Origin of the sequence: Roseovarius sp. (assembly GCF_040219995.1) — a bacterium.
Classification (GTDB): Bacteria; Pseudomonadota; Alphaproteobacteria; order Rhodobacterales; family Rhodobacteraceae; genus Roseovarius.
In genome coordinates this window covers 236,803-259,765 of sequence record NZ_JAVJUC010000014.1, presented here as the reverse complement: position 1 = coordinate 259,765, position 22,963 = coordinate 236,803, and the positions used below count along the sequence as shown (strand labels likewise).

The 22,963-nt window shown below is 64.4% G+C and carries 20 protein-coding genes; 11 read left to right on the top strand and 9 right to left on the bottom strand.

The window, feature by feature from the left end; all coding sequences use genetic code 11:
• Nucleotides 1-8: 8 nt before the first annotated feature.
• The 4 genes from crtA to bchO are packed head-to-tail and all read left to right on the top strand — an operon-like array spanning nucleotide 9 to nucleotide 4,274.
• The gene (gene crtA, locus RID11_RS05440) at nucleotides 9-713 is read left to right on the top strand and encodes a spheroidene monooxygenase (RefSeq protein WP_350137737.1); all 705 of its coding nucleotides are present in this window, start codon (nucleotides 9-11) and stop codon (nucleotides 711-713) included.
• Nucleotides 710-1,714, top strand: a complete 1,005-nt coding sequence (gene bchI / locus RID11_RS05435; protein WP_350136403.1) for a magnesium chelatase ATPase subunit I — start codon at nucleotides 710-712, stop codon at nucleotides 1,712-1,714. The genes crtA and bchI overlap by 4 nt, the downstream gene beginning before the upstream one ends.
• Nucleotides 1,711-3,390, top strand: coding sequence for a magnesium chelatase subunit D (locus RID11_RS05430; protein WP_350136402.1), 1,680 nt, complete (start codon nucleotides 1,711-1,713; stop codon nucleotides 3,388-3,390). The genes bchI and RID11_RS05430 overlap by 4 nt, the downstream gene beginning before the upstream one ends.
• Nucleotides 3,387-4,274, top strand: coding sequence for an alpha/beta fold hydrolase BchO (gene bchO / locus RID11_RS05425; RefSeq protein ID WP_350136401.1), 888 nt, complete (start codon nucleotides 3,387-3,389; stop codon nucleotides 4,272-4,274). Before RID11_RS05430 ends, bchO begins: the two co-directional genes overlap by 4 nt.
• A 331-nt stretch (nucleotides 4,275-4,605) precedes the next feature.
• On the opposite strand, the gene RID11_RS05420 is transcribed toward bchO, so the two are convergent.
• From RID11_RS05420 to RID11_RS05390, 7 genes are all read right to left on the bottom strand, one after another.
• A complete protein-coding gene (locus tag RID11_RS05420; protein ID WP_350136400.1) occupies nucleotides 4,606-5,397 on the bottom strand; it encodes an FAD binding domain-containing protein in 792 nt (263 codons plus the stop codon).
• A gap of 11 nt (nucleotides 5,398-5,408) precedes the next feature.
• On the bottom strand, nucleotides 5,409-7,772 hold the full coding sequence (locus tag RID11_RS05415) for a xanthine dehydrogenase family protein molybdopterin-binding subunit (protein WP_350136399.1): 2,364 nt from the start codon (nucleotides 7,770-7,772) through the stop codon (nucleotides 5,409-5,411).
• A gap of 118 nt (nucleotides 7,773-7,890) precedes the next feature.
• Nucleotides 7,891-8,376, bottom strand: coding sequence for a (2Fe-2S)-binding protein (locus RID11_RS05410; protein WP_350136398.1), 486 nt, complete (start codon nucleotides 8,374-8,376; stop codon nucleotides 7,891-7,893).
• A gap of 117 nt (nucleotides 8,377-8,493) precedes the next feature.
• A complete protein-coding gene (locus RID11_RS05405) occupies nucleotides 8,494-9,486 on the bottom strand; it encodes a molybdopterin-binding protein (RefSeq protein ID WP_350136397.1) in 993 nt (330 codons plus the stop codon).
• Nucleotides 9,483-10,445 (bottom strand): XdhC family protein, encoded by a 963-nt coding sequence (locus tag RID11_RS05400; RefSeq protein ID WP_350136396.1) that lies wholly within the window; start codon nucleotides 10,443-10,445, stop codon nucleotides 9,483-9,485. The genes RID11_RS05405 and RID11_RS05400 overlap by 4 nt, the downstream gene beginning before the upstream one ends.
• A gap of 4 nt (nucleotides 10,446-10,449) precedes the next feature.
• Nucleotides 10,450-11,688 carry a vWA domain-containing protein gene (locus RID11_RS05395; protein WP_350136395.1) on the bottom strand — a complete coding sequence of 413 codons (1,239 nt, stop codon included), beginning with the start codon at nucleotides 11,686-11,688 and terminating at the stop codon, nucleotides 10,450-10,452.
• Between the two features lie 82 nt (nucleotides 11,689-11,770).
• Nucleotides 11,771-12,679 (bottom strand): AAA family ATPase, encoded by a 909-nt coding sequence (locus RID11_RS05390; RefSeq protein ID WP_350136394.1) that lies wholly within the window; start codon nucleotides 12,677-12,679, stop codon nucleotides 11,771-11,773.
• Between the two features lie 205 nt (nucleotides 12,680-12,884).
• Between RID11_RS05390 and RID11_RS05385 the strand changes: the two genes are divergently transcribed.
• The 4 genes from RID11_RS05385 (at nucleotide 12,885) to RID11_RS05370 (ending at nucleotide 17,386) form a co-directional block, all read left to right on the top strand.
• Entirely contained in the window at nucleotides 12,885-13,835 is a 951-nt protein-coding gene (locus RID11_RS05385; protein WP_350136393.1) for a phosphoadenosine phosphosulfate reductase, read from the top strand.
• A 42-nt stretch (nucleotides 13,836-13,877) separates the two neighbouring features.
• The gene (gene pyrC, locus RID11_RS05380) at nucleotides 13,878-14,915 is read left to right on the top strand and encodes a dihydroorotase (protein ID WP_350136392.1); all 1,038 of its coding nucleotides are present in this window, start codon (nucleotides 13,878-13,880) and stop codon (nucleotides 14,913-14,915) included.
• A gap of 76 nt (nucleotides 14,916-14,991) precedes the next feature.
• The gene (locus RID11_RS05375; protein ID WP_350136391.1) at nucleotides 14,992-15,669 is read left to right on the top strand and encodes an orotate phosphoribosyltransferase; all 678 of its coding nucleotides are present in this window, start codon (nucleotides 14,992-14,994) and stop codon (nucleotides 15,667-15,669) included.
• Between the two features lie 229 nt (nucleotides 15,670-15,898).
• Complete coding sequence (locus RID11_RS05370) at nucleotides 15,899-17,386, top strand: replicative DNA helicase (protein ID WP_350136390.1); 1,488 nt, start codon at nucleotides 15,899-15,901, stop codon at nucleotides 17,384-17,386.
• An 18-nt stretch (nucleotides 17,387-17,404) separates the two neighbouring features.
• On the opposite strand, the gene dusA is transcribed toward RID11_RS05370, so the two are convergent.
• Nucleotides 17,405-18,412, bottom strand: coding sequence for a tRNA dihydrouridine(20/20a) synthase DusA (gene dusA, locus RID11_RS05365; protein WP_350136389.1), 1,008 nt, complete (start codon nucleotides 18,410-18,412; stop codon nucleotides 17,405-17,407).
• 206 nt (nucleotides 18,413-18,618) lie between these two features.
• Here dusA and RID11_RS05360 point away from each other — a divergent pair, with 206 nt between their 5' ends.
• The 3 genes from RID11_RS05360 (at nucleotide 18,619) to RID11_RS05350 (ending at nucleotide 22,247) form a co-directional block, all read left to right on the top strand.
• Nucleotides 18,619-18,885 carry a type II TA system antitoxin, ParD family gene (locus tag RID11_RS05360; protein ID WP_350136388.1) on the top strand — a complete coding sequence of 89 codons (267 nt, stop codon included), beginning with the start codon at nucleotides 18,619-18,621 and terminating at the stop codon, nucleotides 18,883-18,885.
• A 756-nt stretch (nucleotides 18,886-19,641) separates the two neighbouring features.
• Entirely contained in the window at nucleotides 19,642-20,124 is a 483-nt protein-coding gene (locus RID11_RS05355) for a hypothetical protein (RefSeq protein ID WP_350136387.1), read from the top strand.
• Between the two features lie 107 nt (nucleotides 20,125-20,231).
• Nucleotides 20,232-22,247, top strand: a complete 2,016-nt coding sequence (locus RID11_RS05350) for a sigma-54-dependent Fis family transcriptional regulator (protein WP_350136386.1) — start codon at nucleotides 20,232-20,234, stop codon at nucleotides 22,245-22,247.
• Nucleotides 22,248-22,457: 210 nt separating this feature from the next.
• Here the strand turns inward: RID11_RS05350 and RID11_RS05345 are convergent, their stop codons facing one another.
• Nucleotides 22,458-22,946: a BLUF domain-containing protein gene (locus RID11_RS05345; protein ID WP_350136385.1), complete on the bottom strand. Its 489-nt coding sequence runs from the start codon at nucleotides 22,944-22,946 to the stop codon at nucleotides 22,458-22,460.
• Nucleotides 22,947-22,963: the final 17 nt, after the last annotated feature.

The following is a 22,963-nucleotide window of genomic DNA, read 5'->3' as shown; positions in this document are numbered from 1 at the left end:
GCGGCCCGATACAAACCGTCAGCCTCAGTTTCCATCGCTTCGACACCGGTGTCGGCCGGCTCTGGGCCTTTGCCATGATGGGCGCGGCGCGGCCGATGTTGCCGCGCGTGCCTGGCATCGGCTTTTGGAAGCTCTGCGGCTCGGGCACCGGCGAGGGCTTCACCCCGGTGCCCAATACCGGCGTCTACGCGATTCTCGCTACATGGCCCGACCACCCCACCGCCCTGCGCCAGACCGCGCAGGCCGATATCTTTCGCCGCTACGCCCGCCACGCGGCCGAGGTCTGGACGGTGTTTCTCACCCCGGTTTCGGCGCGCGGCGCCTGGGCGGGCGAAAATCCCTTCCGGCCCTCCAACGATCCCGGCACTGGTCCGCTCGCGGCGCTCACCCGCGCCACCGTGCGCCCGGCCCGCGCGCTGCGCTTCTGGCGGCGCGTGCCCGATATCAGCGCTATGATCGGCCAGGACCCCAACGTCGCCTTCAAGATCGGCATCGGCGAAGTGCCACTGCTGCATCAAGTGACCTTCTCAATCTGGCCCGATGCCGAAAGCATGGCGCAATTCGCCCGCGCCGACGGGCCGCATGCCCGCGCCATCCGTGCCGTGCGCGAGGGCGACTGGTTCCGCGAAGAGCTTTACGCCCGCTTCCGCGTCACTACCACGCGCGGAACCTGGCACGGCACCCAACCGATCACCATGAAAGAGCCCGCATGACAGCCGCCTACCCGTTTTCCGCCATCGTCGGTCAGGACCAGATGAAACTCGCGATGATCCTCACCGCGATCGAGCCGGGGCTTGGTGGCGTGCTTGTCTTTGGCGACCGGGGCACGGGCAAATCCACCGCCGTGCGCGCGCTCGCGGCCCTTTTGCCCCCCATCCGCATGATCGAGGGCAGCCCCACCAATGCCGAACGCCCCGAGGACAGCCCCGACTGGGCCCCGCACCCCGACGGCGCCATCGTCGAGCGCCCCACCCCCGTGGTCGACCTGCCGCTCGGCGTGACCGAGGACCGGGTAACCGGCGCGCTCGATATCGAGCGGGCGCTCACGCGCGGCGAAAAGGCGTTCGAGCCGGGGCTGCTGGCGCGCGCCAATCGCGGCTATCTCTATATCGACGAGGTCAACCTGCTGGAGGACCACATCGTCGATCTGCTGCTCGACGTGGCGCAATCCGGCGAGAACGTGGTCGAGCGCGAGGGGCTTTCGATCCGCCATCCCGCACGCTTCGTGCTGGTCGGATCTGGCAACCCCGAAGAGGGCGAACTGCGCCCGCAGCTTCTCGACCGGTTCGGCCTCTCGGTCGAGGTGCGCTCGCCCACCGATATCGAGGAGCGGATCGAGATCATCCGCCGCCGCGACGCCTATGAGACCGACACCACAGCCTTTCTCGCCCATTGGCAGACCGAGGATGCGACGATCCGCGACGCCATCCTTGCCGCCCGCGCGGCCAAGCCCGATGTGACCTCGCCCGACGATATCCTGCGCGATTGCGCGACCCTTTGCACCGCGCTCGGCGCGGACGGGCTGCGCGGCGAGCTGACGCTGATGCGCAGCGGGCGCGCGCTTGCCGCCTATGAAGGGGCTGCCGCCATCACCCGCGATCACCTGCGCCGCGTCGCGCCCATTGCCCTCAGCCACCGGCTGCGCCGCGACCCATTGGACGAGGCCGGATCGGTCACCCGTGTCATCCGCCTGACCGAAGACGTGCTGGGATGAGCGGCAGCGCCGCATGGGACCGTGCGCTGCGCGCGCTCAGCCTTCTGGCCATTGACCCGGAGGGCCTGCGCGGGCTGCATCTGCTCGCGCGCGCAGGCCCGGTCCGGCAGCGGTTCGAGACAATGCTGGCCACCCTGCCCGGCCCCGCCCGGCGCATTCATCCCGATCTCAGCGATACCGCGCTGTTCGGCGGCGCGGATATCGCCGCCACGCTCGCCGAGGGACGGCTCATCTGGCAGGAGGGGCTCGCGACACAACCCGCCCGGCTGGTCCTGCCGATGGCCGAGCGCACGCAACCGCATCTCGCGGCCCGGCTGGCGCAGCTTCTCGACCGGGCGGCGGGGCACGGGCTGATCCTGCTCGACGAGGGCGCGGAAGAGGCCGAGCGCGCGCCCGAGGCGCTGATCGAGCGGCTCGCCTTCGGCCTCGACCTTGAAGAGACCGGCTGGCATCAGGCGCAAGCAACCCTGCCCGCCCCCGCTGATCTTGACGCCGCCCGCGCGCGCCTTTCGGGTGTCAGGATCGGACCCGACCATATCGCCACGCTCACCGCGCTTGCCGCACGCTTCGGCATCGACAGCCTGCGCGCGCCGCTGCTGGCGCTGCGCGCCGCGCGCGCGCTGGCCGCATTGGAGGCGCGCGCGACCCCGAATGACGACGACCTGCGCGAGGCGGCGGAACTTGTCTTTGCGCATCGCGCGACGCAGATCCCGCAAGAGGAAGAGGCCGAGCCACAGGACGACACGCCGCCACCCGACCCCGAGACCGACAGCGCCGATACCGAAGAGACGCAGGACTGCATCCCCGATGACTTGCTGATCGACGCGGTCGCGGCCCTCGTCCCGCCGGGCCTGATGGAGCGGCTGCAAAACGCGCGAAGCACGCGCGGCATGCGCGGGGCCGGGGCCGGCGCGCGACGCAAGGGCAACCGGCGCGGTCGCCCCCTGCCCTCACGCCCCGGCAAGCCCGACGGGCGGGCGCGGATCGACATCGTCGCCACCCTGCGCAACGCCGCCCCCTGGCAACCGCTTCGACGGCAAGACGAAAGCAGCGCGCGCGTGATCATTCACCCTTCCGACATCCGTCTGCGCCGCTTCGAAACCCGCTCCGACCGGCTGCTGATCTTCGCCGTCGATGCCTCGGGCTCTGCCGCGATGGCGCGGCTGGCCGAGGCCAAGGGCGCGGTGGAATTGCTGCTGGCACAGGCCTATGCGCGGCGCGATCATGTGGCGCTCATCGCCTTTCGCGGCACCGGGGCCGAGTTGCTTCTGCCACCGACCCGCTCGCTGGTGCAGGCCAAGCGGCGGCTCGCGGGCTTGCCCGGCGGCGGCGGCACACCCTTGGCGGCGGGCCTTCTGGCCGGGGCCACCCTAGCGGCACAGGCGCGCGGGCGCGGGCTCGACCCGGCCCTTGCGCTGCTGACCGACGGGCGCGCCAATGTCGCGCTCGATGGCAGCGGAGGGCGGGCGGCGGCCATGCAGGAGGCGCATGAAGTGTCAGCCTACCTGCGCGCCCTAGGCCTGCCCGCGATCCTTATCGACACCTCGGCGCGCAGCGCCCCCGAGACCGCGCAGCTTGCGCAAAGCCTCGGCGCGCAATACCTCGCCCTGCCCCGTGCCGATGCCGCCCGCATCAGCGGCGCGGTCAGCGCGGCGCTGGATGCGCCCGCCCGATGAGCGGCGGGGCCGACATCCCACCCGACTGGCCCAACCGCGCCTGCTCGCGCCGCATTCGCCACCGCCCGCATGACTGGCATGTGCAGGAAATGGGCAGCGGCGAAACGCTGCTCTTGCTGCACGGGGCCGGCGCCTCGACCCATAGCTGGCGCGATGTGCTGCCACGGCTTGCACAGCACCACCATGTCGTGGCGCTCGACCTGCCTGCGCAGGGCTTTACCCGCGCGGGCGACCGCCGGCGCTGCGGGTTGGTCGCGATGTCCACTGATATCGCGGCGCTTTGCGACGCCGAGGGCTGGCAGCCCCGCGCCATCATCGGCCATTCCGCCGGGGCCGCCATTGCGCTCGATCTCGGCACGCGGCTCACAACGCCGGACAGCATGCCCCCTACGGTGATAGGCCTCAACGCAGCCCTCGACCGGTTCGAAGGCATCGCGGGCTGGCTCTTTCCGGTGCTGGCACGGGTACTGGCGCTCAACCCGCTGACCGCCACGATCTTTACCATGGGCGGCAACCCGGCCAATCGCGCAAGACGGCTGATCGGGGGCACGGGATCGACGCTCGACCCGACGGGGCTGGCGCTTTATGCGCGGCTCATCTCGGATCGCACCCATGTTGACGGCACCCTGCGCATGATGTCGCAATGGGATATTGACGGCCTGCTCGAGCGGCTGGAGAGCCTGACCGCCCCCTGTCACCTGATCACCGGCGACAACGATCTTGCAGTGCCGCCCAAGGTCTCCGACCGCACCGCTGAGCGCCTGCCCAATTGCACGGTCACGCATCTACCCGGCCTGGGGCACCTTGCGCATGAGGAAGACCCGGAGAGGGTCTGCGATCTGGTGGAGCGGATATTGAGCGAGCCCGCGCCCCGAAAGACTTGATAGGAGCGCGCGATGGGCCTGGAGCGGACATAGCACCCCGTCAGACGGTGCCGCGTGATCGCAGGGCCGGGGACTGGCGATGCAGCGGTCGTGGCGGGCACTTTATCCCAGCCAAATCATTCTAAACTCAACACGTTGCGCAACCCCTCAAATCGCCAGGCCGCGGGACGGCGTCATGCCAAAGGCATGCCTCCGGCATGACGATCGCGCGGCACCTTCGGTGCGTTTCGCGCGGGATACGGCAACGGCAGCAACAGGCCAATCCGTGCCGCGCCAAAAAAACGGCCGCGCCCCTCCCGGAGCGCGGCGCATTCTCATCGCGTAAACCGCCTCAGCACGCCGCCGCCACCGCCCGGCGGGTCAGAACGCCCACCAGATGCGCGCGGTAGTCACCTGAGCCATGCATATCGCTGATCATGCCATCGCCCGACAGGCTCAGCCCCTCCACGGCGCCAGCGGTGAAATCAGACGACAGCGCCGCCTCCGCCTCGGACCAGCGAAACACACCATCCTCCGACGCGCCGGTCACGGCCACCCGCACACCATCCGCATATTTCGCCACGAACACACCGACCAGCGCAAACCGCGACGCGGGTTGCTCGAACTTCTGGTAACTGGCCGTCTCGGGCACCGGAAAGCGCACCTCGGTGATGATCTCCCCCTCCTCCAGCGATGTGGTGAACATGCCTTCAAAGAACTCATCCGCCGCGATCTTGCGGTTCGTGGTCACGACCGTGGCCCCCGACCCCAGCACCGCCGCCGGATAACAGGAGGACGGGTCGTTATTGGCAAGGCTGCCGCCGATGGTGCCGCGATTGCGCACCGCCGGATCGCCGATATTGGCAGCGAGGCTTGCCAGCGCGGGATAGGCCCCCGCGCCTGCCGCAACATCGGCATGACAGGTGCCCGCACCGATGCAGAGCGCACCGTCATCGGCGGTGCAGATACCCTTGATCTCGTCAACAGCAGACAAGCAAACCAGACGCTCCGGCGCGGCAAGCCGTGCCTTCAGCGCCGGAATCAGCGTCTGACCACCGCCAAGGGGCTGGCTGTCGGTCGCATCGCTCAGCAGTTTCACCGCATCGGTCAACCGTGTGGGTCTTTCGATATCGAATGCATACATGATCGCTCTCCTTACCCTTGCATCGCCTGCCAGACGCGCGACGGCGACAGCGGCATGTCGATATGGGTGACGTTCTTGCCCCCCGATTGCAGCGCGTCGATCACCGCGTTCACCACCGAGGGCGGGCTGCCGATGGCCCCCGCCTCGCCACAGCCCTTGACCCCAAGCGGGTTGTGCGTGCAGGGCGTCTGGCAGGAATGATCGACCTCGTAGAACGGCACGTCATCGGCGCGCGGCATCGCGTAATCCATGTAGGATCCGCTCTGCAACTGCCCGTTCTCGTCATAGACGCAGGCCTCCAGCAGCGCCTGACCGATGCCCTGACCGATCCCGCCATGCACCTGCCCCGAGACGATCATCGGGTTGATGATATTGCCGAAATCGTCAGCGGCCGAAAATCGCTCGATGGTGACGCGGCCAGTATCGGGGTCTACCTCCACCTCGCAGGCATAGGCCCCCGACGGGTAGGTGAAATTCGACGGATCGTAGAACGCCGTCTCCTCCAGACCCGGCTCGATATCCTCGAGCGGATAGTTATGCGGCACATAGGCGGCAAGCGTAACATCGCCCCAGGCCACCGACTTGTCGGTGCCCGCGACACTGAACTGCCCGTCCCTGAGCTCGATATCGGCCTCGCTGGCCTCCATCAGATGGGCCGCGATCTTCTTGGCCTTGTTGATGATCTTCTCGGTCGCCCGCACCATGGCAGAACCGCCCACGGCGATGGAGCGCGAGCCGTAGGTGCCCATACCCATCGGCGTGTTGGCGGTGTCGCCATGCACGATCTCGACTTGATCCGCGTCGATGCCGATCATCTCGGCCACCACCTGCGCGAATGACGTCTCGTGCCCCTGCCCGTGCGAATGCGAGCCGGTCATCACCACGAGGCCCCCGGTGGCGTTGACCCGCACCGTGGCACTTTCATAGAGCCCGGCGCGTGCGCCCAACTGCCCGACAAGGTTCGACGGCGCGATGCCACAGGCCTCGATATAGCAGTTGATGCCCAGACCGCGCAGGCGGCCCTTGGCCTCGCTCTCTTTGCGCCGTGCGGTAAAGCCCTTGAAATCCGCGATCTCTTCCAGCTTGTCCATCGTGGCGTGATAGTCGCCGGTGTCATATTCCACCGCCACCGGCGTGGCGTAGGGGAACTCGGTGATGAAGTTTTGCCGACGCAGAGCGATCGGATCAACGCCCAATTCACGCGCTGCCTTGTCGATCACGCGCTCCAGCTGATAAGTCGCCTCGGGCCGCCCGGCACCGCGATAGGCATCGACCGGCACGGTGTTGGTAAAGACCGCCTTGACGTTCACATAGATCAGCGGCGTCTTGTAATTGCCCGCCATCAGGGTGCCATGCAGCCAGGTCGGCACCGAAGGCGCGAAGGTACTCAGATACGCGCCCATGTTGGCATACGTGTCGGTGCGCAGCGCGGTGAAATTGTTCTCCTTGTCCAGCGCCAGTTCGATCTTGGTCACGTGGTCGCGGCCATGTGCGTCGGTCATGAACGCCTCAGAGCGCGAGCAGGTCCATTTCACCGGACGGTTGAGCGCCTTGGCGGCGAAGGTGCAGAACGCCTCTTCGGCATAGTGAAAGATCTTGGAGCCGAAGCCGCCCCCCACATCCGGGGCCACCACGCGCAGCTTGTGCTCGGGGATGCCCAGCACAAAGGCGCCCATCAGCAGGCGGATCACATGCGGGTTCTGGCTTGTAGTATAAAGCGTGTGATCCCCGGTCGAGCGATTAAAATCGCCGACGGCGACGCGCGGCTCCATCGGGTTGGCAACCAGCCGGTTGTTGATCAGTTCCAGCGTGGTGACATGCGCGGCCTTCTCGAAGGCCTCGTCCACAGCCGCCTTGTTTTCCTCGACGAACCCCCAGTCATAGCAGAGGTTCGAGGTCAGATCGTCATGCACCTTGGTCGCGCCATCCTCGAGCGCAGCCTTCATGTCCACGACCGCTGGCAATTCCTCGATATCAAGCTCGATCGCCTCGGCAGCATCGCGCGCCTGTTCGCGGGTCTCGGCCACCACGGCGGCGATCGGATCGCCCACATGGCGTACCTTGCCCTGCGCCAGCACCGGGTGCCCCGGCTCCTGCATCACCTCGCCGTGCCGGTCGGTCACCTGCCAACCGCAGGGCAGCCCGCCGATGCCTTCGAAATCCTTGCCGGTAAATACCCGGATCACACCGGGCATGCCCTCGGCGGCGCTGGTGTCGACCTTGTTCAGCCGCCCATGCGCCATGTCCGAGCGCAGGAAGTGCACATAGGCCTGCCCGCGCAGATTGATGTCATCGGTATAATTCCCCGTGCCGGTCAGAAACCGCACGTCCTCGCGCCGCTTGGTGCTGGCGCCGATGCCTCCGTCCTTTGGCATGTCTTGACCTCCCTGAATGGTCCGGGGTCTCCCCCATCAAACCCGCAGCATTTTCATCTTGCCCGAAATATTCCGGGGGAGCGCCGCAGGCGCGGGGGCAGCGCCCCCTCTTGTCCGCTTATTCCGCCGCGATCTTGCTCACATCCTGCCCGGATGCCGCGAGGATCGCCTTGACGATATTGTGATAGCCCGTGCAACGGCACAGGTTCCCTTCGAGGTAGTCGCGCACCTCGGCCTCTGTTGGCGTCGGGTTGTCCTTGAGCAGCGCCGCCGCCGACATCACCATGCCCGGCGTGCAGAACCCGCATTGCAGCCCGTGATGGTCCTGAAACGCGGCCTGAATGGGATGTAGCGTGCCATCAGGCTCGGCCATCCCCTCGATGGTCTTCACCTCCATTCCCTCCGCCTCGGCGGCGAACATGGTGCAGGCCTTCACAGCGCGGCCCTCAACATGCACCACGCAGGCCCCGCATTGGCTGGTGTCACAGCCCACATGCGTGCCCGTCAGGCCCAGGTTCTCTCTCAGGAAATCGACAAGAAGCGTACGGCCCTCGATCTGGCCCGACGCTGGCTTGCCGTTCACGGTCATCTTGACCTCTGGCATTGGCTCCTCCCGGTTCGATTGTATCTCTCTCCCAGTCAGACTGTAGTGGGTTCCGCCTGACTGTCCAATGCGACTAAAGCATGCCTCCCGCCACTTGAGAACCCGGTTTCTTTTGTCTCAGCCGCGCGGGCCGCGCCGGGGCTGCGGGCGGGTCGGGATTTCCTTGAGCAGGCCACCCACCCCCATCGCCGCGATCTCGGCAGCCCCGCAGGACAGCCCGCAGGCCACCCGCGCCAGCACCCAATCCGCCCCGTGCAGCACCGGGCTGCGCGCAGAGCCGGGCAGACCGATCACCGGCTTGCCCTTTATATCACCCAGAAACAGCAGGTTGCCCGGATCGACCGGCATGCCGAAGCGCTCCACCTGACCGCCGGCAAGCCGCAGCGCCTGTGGGGCGGTATCATAGGGGTCCGACGTGGCCGAGGCGGTGAGGATCAGCATGATCTCGCCCTTGGCCGCGCCTATGGCCCGCGCCAGCGCGCCTTCCTCATGGGCACATGTCAGCACTTCCGCCATCTCCATGCCGAGGCCCGTGACCCGTGCATCGATCGCCTCCACGCCCTTGGTCCCCGGACCGCCCGGCACGTCCGTGACGATCAGGCTCACCGTTGTGTAGCGCGCCGTGGCCAGCCGCACCGCCCCGCGCGCGGCCTCTGCTGCGGCCTCCACCGCCGCGCCCGGCACGCCATAGGCGATGATCTTGACCGTCGCGATCATGCCCCCCGCGCGGATCTGATGATGATCGGGCACAGTGGCCACGGTGATCATCGGATGCACCGCATTGGCGGCGTTGATCGCGCCCACGTCGAGACAGACCACGCCGGGCCGCTCCGCCGTCAGGTTCACCCGTCCCGTGAAGGGGTGCCCGCACGCGATCCCGGCAGCCCCCGCATGCAACGCATCCGCCAAGGTTTGCGCCGCCGCATCCTCATGCAGATCCCCCGCCTCAAGCCGTGCGACGGTCACAGTGTCATAACCCGCCTCCACCAGCGCCGCGATCTCATCTGCGCCCAGCACCGCGCCCTTGCGCAACCGTCCCGACGCCACCTGCTCTGAATGCGCCAGGATCGCACCCTCCGCCTCGGCCAGCGGCACGGGGCCGAACTTCATGCGCCTTTCCTCAGAACCCGCGTCATCTCGGCCAGAACGCTCACCGCGATCTCCGACGGCCCTGCCGCCCCGATGTCGAGACCGATGGGCCCGTGAATCCGCCCGATCTCAGCCTCGGAAAACCCGGCCTCGGTCAGCCGTTCCACGCGCTTCGCATGCGTCCGGGTAGACCCGAGCGCACCGATGTAGAACACGTCAGAGCGCAACGCCTCAATCAGCGCGGGATCATCGAGCTTGGGATCATGGGTCAGCAGCACCAGCGCGGTGCGCAGATCGAGGCCCAGGGCCCTCAGCCCCTCGTCGGGCCAGTCGTGCAGCACCGTCTCGCCGGGAAACCGCGCCTCCGAGGCAAAGCTTTCGCGCGGGTCGATCAGGATCGGATCATAGCCCGCGATCCGCGCCATCGGCACGAGGGCTTGCGCGATATGCACCGCACCCACCACGATCAGGCGCAGCGGCGGGTTGTGGATGTCCACGAAGGTCTCGCCATCCTCCTCGACCCCCGACCGGTCCATCCGAAAGCGGCTCTCATGCCCCTCACGCTCCAGCCTGCGGCCCGCCGGACCGCTCACATAGGCCACCGGCACGCGCCCCTCGCGCGCCAGCACAAGATCGGCCAGCAATTGCTCGGGCAGGACCGAGCCCACCGGCTCCACCAGCACCCGGATTGTGCCGCCACAGGCCAGCCCCACGGCAAAGGCGTCGCCATCGCTGACGCCGTATTCCAGCATCACCGACCGGCCCTCCTCGATGGCGTCGAGCGCCTCGGCGACCACAGCCCCCTCGACACAACCGCCCGAGACCGAGCCCTCAATCTCTCCCTCGCCGGAAATCGCCAGCTGACTGCCGACCCGGCGCGGCGCGCTGCCCCAGGTCTCAACCACCGTGGCCAAGGCCGCCCCCTTGCCCGCCCGGTGCCACGCGAGCGCGGTTTCGGGTATGTCGTCGAAACGGTCCATCCTGTTACCCCCCTTGCAACGCCGCCATCAGCCGCGCCTTTTCACCATCGTCGTCGCGGCGCGATATCGCCTCGGCCAGATCCTCCAGCGTGGCGATCGAATGGCCCGCGCGGAACGCGTCCACATGCGGCAGCATCGCGCGGATGCCTTGGGCCTTGGGCGCAAACCCCTCCCACCGCAGCAGCGGGTTGAGCCATATAAGCCGCCGCGCCGACAGGTGCAGCCGCTCCATCTCGTGGCTCAGCGCCTCGGGCGCGTCGCGGTCCAAACCGTCGGTGATCAAGAGCACCACCGCCCCCTGCCCCATCACCCGGCGCGACCAATCGCGGTTGAACGCGTGCAGCGACGCCCCGATCCGCGTGCCACCCTCCCAATCCTGCGCCTGTTTCCCGGCCGCGGCAAGGGCTGCGTCCACATCCCGCGTCGCCAGTTGGCGCGTGATATTGGTCAGTTGCGTGCCAAAGGTGAAGGCATGGACACGCGCCCAGCCCGCCCCCTTCTGATTGGCGACTGCGTGGAGAAAGTGCAAGACCATGCGGCTATATTGGCTCATCGAGCCGGAAATATCGCACAAAACGACAAGATTTGGCCATCGCTCACGCGGCTTCTTTCGGTGAATGCGACGCATTTCACCGCCGTGGCGCAGCGCCCCGCGCAAGCTGCGCCGCATGTCGAGCCGCGCGCCCTGCGGGCTCGCCACGCCACGGCGCGAGGCGAAGGGTTTGACCGGCAAGGTCAGCCGCGCCAGCATGCGCTTGGCCTGCGCCACCTCGGCATTGCTCATCTGCTCGAAATCAAGCTTGCGCAGCCGCTCCTCGCCCGACATCGTCGCCGACGCGTCGATGTCGATCTGCACCTCGTCGCTGTCATGCTCCTCGATCTCAGGCGCGTCACGGGCCACACCATCGAGCAGCGCCTCTGCCGCGCGCTTCTCGGCGGCCTGCGCGCCGCGATCCTCCTGCACGCCCCGGATGGCAGGCAGCATCATCGCCATCATATGCTCCATGTAGCGCGGATCGCGCCAGTAGAGGCGAAAGACCTGCGCGAAGACCGTCAGATGCTCGGGCCGCGTCACAAGGCACGCGCGCAAAGTGTAAAAGAAATCCTCGCGGCTGCTGAACCCGGCGGCAGCCACCGCGCACACCGCGTCGATCACACGCCCCGGGCCGATGGGCAGACCGGCCGCGCGCAGCGCGCGCGCGAAATGGGTGATGTTGTGGGTCAGCTTGGGATCGTCGGGCAATTCCCGGGGGGCGTAATCTGTCTTGGCGTTCCGGGGGGGCGCTGCCCCCACACCCCCGGAGTATTTCGACCCAAAAGAAACATCAGGCGGGGGCCAGCGTGCTGCGCACCTCGTCGAGTATGCGCTTCGCCTCGGAGCCCTGCATCCGGGCGATATCGTCCTGATATTTCAGGATCGCGCCGAGCGTGTCGGCGATCACCTCGGGGCTGAGGCTGATCACGTCGAGCGCCAGAAGGCATTTGGCCCAGTCGATGGTCTCGGCCACGCCCGGTTTCTTGAACAGGTCCTCGGTACGCAGCGCCTGCACGAAAGCCACCACCTCGCGACTGAGCTGCTCTGCCGCCTCGGGCGCTCGGGCCTGCAGGATTTCGATTTCGCGCTCGAATGTCGGATACTCCACCCAATGATAGAGGCAGCGGCGCTTCAAGGCGTCATGCACCTCGCGGGTGCGGTTCGAGGTCAGGATCACGATCGGCGGTTCAGGGGCATGGATCGTGCCAAGCTCCGGAATCGTCACCTGAAAATCCGAGAGCGCCTCCAGCAGGAACGCCTCGAAGGGCTCGTCGGTGCGGTCGATCTCGTCGATCAGCAGCACCGGCGCGCCCCCCGCCTGCGGGCGCATCGCCTGCAAGAGCGGCCGCTCGACCAGATAGTCCTCAGTAAAAAGCTCATCCTTGAGATGCCCGCGATCCACCCCGCCCGCTGCCTCGGCGGTGCGGATGGCGATCATCTGCTCGGCGAAATTCCATTCATAAACGGCGCTGGCCGCATCGAGCCCCTCGTAACATTGCAACCGAATGAGCCGCCGCCCCAGACCCGCCGCGATGGCCTTGGCGATCTCGGTCTTGCCGGTGCCCGCCTCACCCTCCAAAAACAGCGGCCGCCCGAGGGTCAGCGCGAGATATGTCACCGTGCCCAAGGCGCGGCCGCAGACATAGTTCTGACCCGCCAGCATGTCCTGCACAGCGCCGATGGATGTGGGGTTTTGCACGCTCTCGCCTCCGCTGCATCTTGCCTTCGCTCATCAAGTGCATCGCAACCACCCATCGGTCAAGGGCGCTGACCTCACACAAAGGTCGCAAATCCGCGCGGAAAGCTCTTGGATTCTCCCAAGTTTCGCCCCAATACGGGGCCATGTTTAACCATGTTCAGGGACGGCGCAGACCGACCACGCGTGACCGAGGGTTCAAGCAGACATGCAAGACAGCGCCGATATATCCAAGGCCGATCTTTCCGGGCTGAACTGGGAGGCATGGATCGAGCACGCCGACACGCTGGCGGGCGATGACGGCTATTGCCAGCCCCTGGGCGACCGGCACGCCGCCCTGCTGATCGAGCGCAAGCCGGTTCTTCTGGTGACCTTCGAGAGTTTCAATCGCCTGCCCGACAGTTCCGCCACCGCACAGCCCTTTGGCTGGTCGATGATCGAGCGCTTCGGCTGGTCGCATCTATGCCTGCTCAGCCACGGCGACACATGGTTTCGCGACAACCGAGTCTATGGCTATTTTGACAGGCTGATCGACGACGGCTTTTTCGATGAATTCGATCAGGTGATCTTCTACGGCGCAGGGCCCTGCGGCTACGCAGCGGCGGCCTTTTCAGTCGCCGCCCCCGGCGCGCGAGTGGCGATGCTCAGCCCGCAGGCAACACTCGACCCTCGCGTCGCGGAATGGGACGATCGGTATCTGCACATGCGCCGCACTGCGTTCACCGACCGCTACGGCTATGCCCCCGACATGCTCGATGCCGCCGACGCGGCAGTCCTGCTCTATGATCCGGATGTGGAATTTGACGCGATGCATGCCGCGCTCTTCACCCGGGCCAACGTGGTCAAGTTTCGCACCCGGTTCCTCGGCTACCAGATCGCGCAGACCCTGCAGCGCATGGGGCTCATCCCGCAGCTGCTGGCCGCGCTCAGCGAGGCTCCCCTCACACCGCTCGACATCGCGAGGATGTGGCGCGCCCGCCGCGATGAAACCCCCTATCTCGCTAATGTAATGCGCCGTCTCATCGCGGACGAGCGCTATCACCTCACGGTGCTTCATTGTCGCAACGCTATCGCGCGCAAGGTCGGCGGCCCTCGCTTTCGCAAGGCGCTCAGTATGGCCGAAGCGCGACTTGCGAGCACCACCGATAGCACCGCCTGACCCTCTGGTCTTGGCGCGCGCGATTGTGTATGCGCATGGGCCATGACACAGACCCTGACCCTCCGCCGTCCCGACGACTGGCACCTGCACCTGCGCGACGGCGCGATGCTGCGCGCCGTCCTGCCCGAAAGCGCCCGCCATTTCGCCCGCGCCATCATCATGCCCAACCTCGTGCCGCCGGTGGTCACGTCCCATGACGCCCGCGCCTATCGCGACCGGATCATGGCGGCGCTGCCCGACGGCGTCGATTTCACCCCCCTGATGACGCTCTATCTGACAGAGCAGACCGACCCCGATGACGTCGCCGACGCCCACGCAAGCGGCCTCATATCGGCGGTCAAACTCTACCCCGCAGGGGCCACCACCAACTCCGCCTCGGGCGTGCGCGACTTTGACAAGGTGCGCGGCGTGCTCGACAAGATGGCCGAGATCGGCCTGCCGCTCTGCGTGCATGGCGAGGTGACCGATGCGGATATCGACATCTTCGACCGCGAGGCGGTGTTCATCGACCGCGTGCTCGACCCTGTGCGCCGCGCCACCCCGGGGCTGCGCGTGGTGATGGAGCATATCACGACACGGGACGGCGTTGACTACGTCCAATCCAACGCGCAGGACCTCGCCGCCACCATCACCACCCACCACCTCGTGATCAACCGCAACCATATCCTCGTCGGCGGGATCAAACCGCATTACTACTGCCTGCCCGTGGCCAAGCGCGAGGAACACCGCCTCGCCCTGCGCCGCGCCGCCACGTCGGGTGACGCACGGTTTTTCCTCGGCACCGACAGCGCGCCGCATACCGACCCCAATAAGGAAAGCGCCTGCGGCTGTGCCGGCTGCTTCACCGCCCCCAACACCATGTCGATCCTCGCCCATGTGTTCGAGGAGGAAAACGCGCTGAACCGTCTCGAGGGGTTCACGTCACTCCACGGCCCCGCCTTCTACGGTCTGCCCCCGAACGAGGCGCAGATCACCCTCACCAAGGGCGACACGGTCACCTATCCTGACAAGATCGAAACAGAGGATGGCCCCGTCACCGTCTTCGACCCCGGCTTTGCGCTGCACTGGCAAGTGACCTGATCTTCATTTTGCCCAAAATATCCCCGCCGGAAGCATCAAATCTCTTCGGCGCACCGCCCAACCCAAGGACCACGCCATGATCCCCGCCACCTACCCGCCCAAAGCCGAAATCGCCCGCCTCACCGCCCGCATGCTGCTCGAAATCGGCGCGGTGCATTTCAACGCGGATGAGCCCTTCACGCTGGCCTCCGGCCTGCCCTCGCCGACCTATATCGACTGCCGCAAGCTGATCTCCTACCCGCGCATCCGCTCCACCTTGATGGATTTCCTCACCATCACGGTGATGCGCGAGGCAGGCTTCGAGGCGTTCGACAACATCGCGGGCGGCGAAACGGCGGGCATTCCCTTCGCGGCATTGGTGGCCGAACGCATGGCTCTGCCGATGACCTATGTCCGCAAAAAGCCCAAGGGTTACGGCCGCAATGCCCGCATCGAGGGTGCGATGAGCGACGGCCAACGGGTGCTTCTGGTCGAGGATCTCACCACCGATGGCGGCTCGAAACTCAGCTTCGTCGATGCGATCCGCGACACCGGGGCGACCTGCGGGCACACCGCCGTCATCTTCTATTACGGCATCTTCCCCGAGACCGAGAAAACCCTTGGCGATCACGGTGTCGCCCTGCACCATCTGTGCACCTGGTGGGACGTGCTGGCAGAGGCCCGCGAGCAGGCATCAATCGGCGCTGCCACCCTCGATCGGGTCGAGGAATTTCTGCGCGATCCGCGTAAGTGGCAGGAAGCAAACAAGAAATAAAATCCTGTTCCGGCGCGGTGGATAACCTGCATCGCGAATCGAAATCGCCCTCCAGATATGGTAGTATGAAAGACGTGCTCCACAGAATGCGGGGCGCGAACAGGCACGGGCAGCTTGTTCAGAGGGTTATCCCGGCAACAATCCACAGGCTTATACATGTGGCATGCGCGCGGGCTTTGGCATAGAACACCCGAACGCCAAAAAGACAAAGACGACAGGGACAGCAGGCATGAACGAGGTCAGCGTATTCAATCCAACCGGCACCGAGATTCAGGCCGCCGAGACGATGCCGCATTCGATCGAGGCCGAACAGCAGATCCTCGGCGCGATCCTGACTAATAACGATGTCTATGACCGCATCGCCGCGATCATCGGCCCGCAGCATTTCTACGACCCGGTCCATGCCCGCATCTATGAGACCGCCGCCGCGCGCATCGCCAAGAACAACCTCGCCTCGCCGGTCACCCTGCGCGCCTTTCTTGATGATGACGAGGGGCTGCAGGAGTTGGGCGGCGCGAATTACCTTGTGAAACTCGCCGGGGCCGCGATTTCGACCTATGCCGCGCGCGACTATGCGCAGATGATCTATGACCTCGCGATCCGCCGCGAATTGATCGCGCTCGGCCATGACATCGCAGGAAAGGCCGCGCGCGTCCATGTCGACAGCGAGCCCAAGGATCAGATCGTCGAGGCGGAACAAAAGCTCTACCAGTTGGCTGAACAGGGCCAGTCTGAATCCGGTTTTCAAAGCTTTCTCAAGGCAGTAACCGACGCAGTTAATGTTGCCAACGCGGCCTATCAGCGCGAAGGCGGGCTGGCGGGCGTCTCCACCGGCCTGCTCGACATGGATGGCAAGCTGGGCGGGCTGCACAAATCCGATCTGCTGATCCTCGCCGGGCGGCCCTCGATGGGCAAGACCTCGCTCGCGACCAACATCGCCTTCAACGTCGCCCGCGCCTACAAGAAAGGCACCCGGCCCGACGGCACCCAAGGAGCCGTGGATGGCGGCGTCGTCGGCTTCTTCTCACTGGAGATGAGTGCCGAGCAATTGGCGGGCCGGATCCTGGCCGAAGCCTCCGAGATTTCCTCGCACAAAATCCGTCAGGGCGACATGGACGAAGAGGAATTCCGCCGCTTTGTCGAGGCCGCCAAGTCACTTGAGTCCTGCCCGCTTTTCATCGACGATACCGCCGCGATCCCGATCTCGCAACTGGCCGCCCGCGCCCGTCGGCTCAAGCGCACCCACGGGCTCGACCTGCTGATCGTCGACTATCTGCAACTGGTGCGCGGCACGTCCGAGAACCGCGTACAGGAAATCGGTGAGATTTCCATGGGTCTCAAGGCGATCGCCAAGGAGCTGGACATTCCCGTCATGGCCCTGTCGCAGCTCTCCCGCCAGGTCGAAAGCCGCGAGGACAAGCGCCCGCAACTCTCGGACCTGCGCGAATCCGGCTCGATCGAACAGGATGCCGACGTCGTGATGTTCGTGTTCCGCGAAGAATATTACAAGGAACGCGAAAAGCCCGGCGATCACGAAATGGAAAAGATGGCCGAATGGCAGGAAGCCATGTCGCGTCTGCACGGCAAGGCCGAGGTCATCATCGGCAAGCAGCGCCACGGTCCCATCGGGACGGTCGAGCTCAGCTTCGAGTCGCAATTCACCCGGTTCGGCAATCTCGTGAAGCCGTGGCAACAGGGCGGCGGCGCGGAATTCTGAGGCCTCAACAGACCATCGTCACGCTGTAACCTGCGCCGTCGCCTCGATGTCGGACAGCGCGCCTTCCACCAACTCCGGCCCCGCTCCGGGCGCAGTTGCCCCCTCCGACAGCGTCCTGCGCCAGCCGCGTGCACCGGGTCGCCCGGCAAACAGCCCCAACATGTGCCGCGTGATCTGGTTCAGCTTTCCACCCCTCGACAGATGCGCCTCGATATAGGGAAGCATGGCGCGCACGGCCCCTTCGGCTGTGCTGTCGGGGCCCTCTGCGCCAAAAATTCGCCGATCCGCCGCACAGAGGATATCGGCGGGTTGATGATAGGCGGCGCGCCCCACCATGACCCCGTCAAGGCCCGCATCCAGCAGGCCAACTGCCTGATCCAGATTGCTAATTCCGCCGTTGATCGAGATGTGAAGATTGGGGAACAGCACCTTCATCCGCTGCACCAGATCGTAATCGAGCGGCGGAATATCGCGGTTCTCCTTGGGGCTGAGGCCTTGAAGCCACGCCTTGCGCGCATGGATCTGCACCCGCTCACAACCCGCCGCCACGATCCGCGAGAGAAACTCCGGCAGCACCTCCTCCGGGTCCTGATCATCGACGCCAATGCGGCATTTCACCGTCACATCCACGTCCACCGCATCGCGCATCGCCGTCACGCATTGTGCCACAAGCCCCGGATCCCTCATCAGAATCGCCCCGAACGTGCCCGACTGCACCCGGTCCGATGGACAGCCGCAATTGAGGTTGATCTCCGCATAGCCCGCCTGCGTCCCCAGCCGCGCCGCCTGCGCCAGCTCCGCGGGATCCGACCCGCCGAGCTGCAAGGCGACCGGATGCTCCTCGGGATTGTGCTCGAGCAAATGCACAGCCCCCCCGCGCACCAGAGCAGGTGCGGTCACCATCTCGGTGTACAGCAGCGTATGACGACTCAGAACCCGATGCAGATACCGACAATGCCGGTCGGTCCAGTCCATCATAGGGGCAGAAGATAACCTCGCTGCCTCGGTGGCTGCGTTGTTTGGCATTCAGAGTTCTCCTCAGGTGCGCCCACTACCAGAACGGACCCGCTATGCACACCATACGCACACGGCGCCTGTCCTGCCACCCCACCCCGTACAAAGACAGGAAGACGGCGGCGTTTGGGTAGGGGTGCCTCGAAAAAGGGTTTTCAGCAAACTCTGCATCCGCAACAAATGTTGTAATATTGGACGGTATCGACTAGATTCTTGGAATGCCCAGACTCTCGATCGACATCTCGCAGGAAGACCACCAGAAGCTGAAGGCCATCGCCGCTCTCAAGGGGCAGAACCTCAAGGACTATGTCCTGGGCCGGGCGCTTGGCGACGCCCCTGCCCTCGACGGCACGAGCGAGGACGAGGCTTTCACCGCGTTGACCAACTTCCTGAAGCCGAGGATCGAGCAGGCGCGGCACGGTCAGCTTTCCGGCAAGTCCCTTGACGAGATCCGGCGCGAAGAGCGCAAGCGCGGGTGGGTCTAGCCCGATTGGTCCGCCCCCGAACGTTCTACCGACTTTGGCGAAAGTTTTCCGGCTTCAGGTCACGTCCCTCCTCGCGGCTATCTTTTATGAAGCTAGCATCCCAGCCCGAGCCTGAATTGATGCGGTGGATGCCCCCACCCGACGGCATCGAATGTGCCAAAATAGTGCCCTGTGACGTTGTGAAAAGCGCCGGGCGCGACGGGCTTCAGTGTCCAGATCTGCAAATCCACGATCCCTGAACTTCAGCTGCGTGTTCCATATCGCGTCAATCGATCCCAATGCATCTGACCGAAGATTGGTCCATGCTATGCTGGCAACAGGAATGTCAAGATTGCCTGACCACCATGCGCTACGCACACCTTGCCGATGATCCCGTAAGGCGGGCCGCAGGGGAAAACGCGGATCGCCTGAGCGGGTTTGTCAGCGGCGGTGCAACCGCTGCACCCAAGCTTAAGCTTGTCGGTCAGCCTCAAAAACAAAAAGCCGCTCGGATGTCCAAACGAACGCGCGCCAAGGTATGACCTCACGCTTACCGCGGAAACAGACCGTCGGGCATTCGGCGATACACATTCGAAACCTATCACCCTGATCGAAAGCGAAAAATTCTCGACAATGGCGGTGAAATATTCGGGGCCGGACCAGTATTGAAACCCATCTGTCTCAAGTTCCGGCTGGATTAAACTTCAGCGGCAATTCAGGAATTGATTGGCACTTTGACGTGCGGTCTGCTAAAATATTGCGCAGGGAGGACGGAAATTGGATATTTTCTCAAAGCGGGATGGGCCGCGACCCCAAGACGTGCGTGCGAAGCGTTTGATATCTGAGAACTCGCATGTCATATCAAAACTTGCCGACCAGATAAGCGGCGGTGGCTATACTGCGATGCAGCAAGCCAAGGCAAACGCCCGAGAAAAACCTCAGCCCGCTGGCCTGATCATACACGATTTAGGCTCGTCCAATAGCTCCGTCGATCTCAAGCCATATGTCAAGATAAGCCTGAACAATCGGGTTGTTCTGGCGTGCATGAACAGCGGTAAGCAAATTCAGCTTCTTGGCGAGATACGTGGAAACTTCGCAGGAAAGCACTTTCTGCTCGCCACGGCTGCAAGAAATTTCTACTCACCGGTCGATGGCGAAATGCTTGAGGCGCTGCTGCACCTGGACGGCGTAGAATTGACCCGTGAGTTTGATGACAAGGCTTTGGCCGAGGCGATCGAAACCAGCCTTGGTCTGCAATAACGGTCGCGCACGGCGGCCCCGTGGTCAGGACGTGACAAATCCACTGGACGGGAGACACAAGTTGGGGCGTCCCAACACCGAGGCACATCAATAGCACTGAGCCATACATGCATAGAACGAGCTACTTCAGCCCAGCTAGCAAATCCGGCCCTCTTCGAACGGTCAGCCCGGAATACTCCGAAGGCCAGACGCGGGAGGCTTGGGAAAGCTATGTCACGGGCCGCTCGAAGGAGCAGCAAGAGGCATGGCCCGTTCGAGACGAAATCGTGCAGTCTTGGCAACGCAGTCTGAATATGGGCGTTGACGCCGCCAAACGGCATTCTCGCAAAATAGAATCCGAGGATGATCTCCACCAACTGAGGCGCCGAAACCTCTCGTTGCGACGTGCGGCGAAATACGCCCTCGCAAGGCTGGAGCCTCACTTGGCCGATGCAAAGGCGGTTCTCATCCTGACCGACAAGGATGGTGTGATAATTGATGCGATTGGCGATCCTTCGGTGCTTGACGAGGGTCAGAACATACACCTTGAAATCGGCGGGATCTGGAACGAAGACGCCATCGGCACGAACGGAATAGGAACGGCGCTGAAGACCGGCAAACCGACCTATGTCCATGCGGCTGAACATTTTTGTCAGGGAGTGCATGCTTGGACCTGTGCCGGCGCGCCAATCTTCGACCCGTTCGACCGCTCGATCATGGGCGTCGTGGACCTCTCGGGCCCACCAGGCATCTTCCGCCGCCACAATGTTGCGCTTGTCATGGCTGCAGCACGCGAAATCGAGATTGCGCTGGCCGAGCAACAACACGAAGAACGGACCCTGCTTCTGGAGGCCTTCCTGAACTCCAACAATGACCGTCACGGAAACAGCGTGCTGTTGCTCGACAAAGTGGGGCGTATCCTGTTCAGAAGAGGGCTGGACGACAGGATCTACCAGAGCCGCCCAGAGCTTGCCGTCGGTAAACATCTTCTACCGCTGAGCGCGAACATGAACGACTGCGACATTCGCGCTGCCCTGCCCCCGGAGCTGGAGACAGAGGGAATAGAACGCCTGGAATTCGGTGGTCGATTGCGCGGCGCTGCACTGTTTCTCAAGCAAAACCGCGACGCACCTCCGGCGCACATGGAAAGAGCGGTGCGCATCAAACCGCGCGCGAATGTAGATGAAGAAGAGATCGTCATCGTTGGCGCAGCCCCCAAGATGCTGGAAGCGCTGGAACTTGCGAAACGCGCCGCTGCCGCAGATGTGACCGTACTGATACAAGGCGAAACCGGCGTCGGCAAAGAACAATTCGCAAGACTTGTGCACAGCCGCCTGCCTCGCGAGAACGCCCCATATGTCACCGTGAACTGCGCGGCAATCTCCAAGGATCTGATCGGCGCGGAACTCTTCGGCCATGTGGAGGGTGCCTTTACCGGTGCTGTACGCGGCGGCAAGGCGGGCAAGTTCGAACACGCCAATGGTGGCGTTCTGTGCCTTGACGAAATAGGTGACATGCCGATCGAATTGCAGCCCTACCTGCTACGTGCGCTGGAACAGAGGGCCGTCTACCGGGTTGGTGACAGCGAACGGCGATCTGTCAACGTGCAACTTGTGGCTATGACAAATCGCAACCTTCGCAACGATGTAGAGGCGGGGCGTTTTCGACGCGATCTGTTCTACCGCATCGGCATCATTGTTATCGACGTGCCGCCGCTACGCGAACGCGCCAGCGACATTCCGCTGCTTATCGATCATTTCAACGAAGTGTTTTCCAAACGCTTCCGGCGTGAACCACTGAGTTTTTCTCCTGTGCTCCAGGAACGTCTGTGCGCCTATCGATGGCCGGGAAATGTTCGCGAACTACGCAACATGGTCGAGCGGCTTTATCTGTTGAAAGCTGACACCGAGGTGCAAGCGCGCGAATTGCCGGAAGAAATCTTCGAGCCAGCGGATGGGTTCGCACTGATGCCTTGCGTGGATATTCCCGATGTCGGGGTCAACCTCGAAAATGTCGAGGCCATGACGATCCGTCGCGCGATGCAGGTTGAAAACGGCAATCTTACGCGAGTGGCAGAGAAACTGGGCATATCAAGGCCCACGCTTTATCGCAAGATCAAGCAATACGACATCCCGCGATCCTGAAATACGGCAAAGCCTTCGGCAATCATTGGCAGCTGTTGAACTTGTTGGTGTCAGGGGGCGCAAAGCAGCGACGTGCCGCCTCGCAACGCCCCGGGCCTTGCTATCCTGGAAAACCCGTCGGCTCCGGCACACACGCCGGGGTGGTGATCCAAAGGGCCTCAGGTCTTCAATGCCCTCACCCACCCAAGGGTAAACGCGTGCGGACGGGCGTCAGGACCCACGCCCATATCCCCGCGTCAAATCCCGCAGCCGGGTCAACACGACCTCTTGCTCAAGCGACACCTTCCACGGCGCGCATTGTGCCAACCCTCCGGTGGTCGCGACCATCGGCAAGTCCGGCTCGTGATGCTCGGCGACGATCGCCATTGCCCATTTTTCGAAGAGCCTGCGCGGCGCCATTTCCGCCTGATCCAGGCGTACGGAATCATGGCGCGGATCGGCCCTGATCTTCCCAAAGAGAGCTTCGACTACATTCCTGGGGCCTTCCAGCACCTGTGCGAACCAATCGTCATAAAGCATCAGGGCACCCGTTACGCCAAGCGAGGCGTTATTGGCGCGCGCGGTCCGCAAGATATCTGCAAGCCCGGTTGCATTGGCTTTCGTTTCCGGCAAAAGACTGTGACTGCGGTAGATCAGTCTGTAGCATTCTCCGGATGGCTCTGCATCGGGCCGCTCCTTGGTCGGAGATGTCTGGCTCATGATCTGCTCCTTCGTGT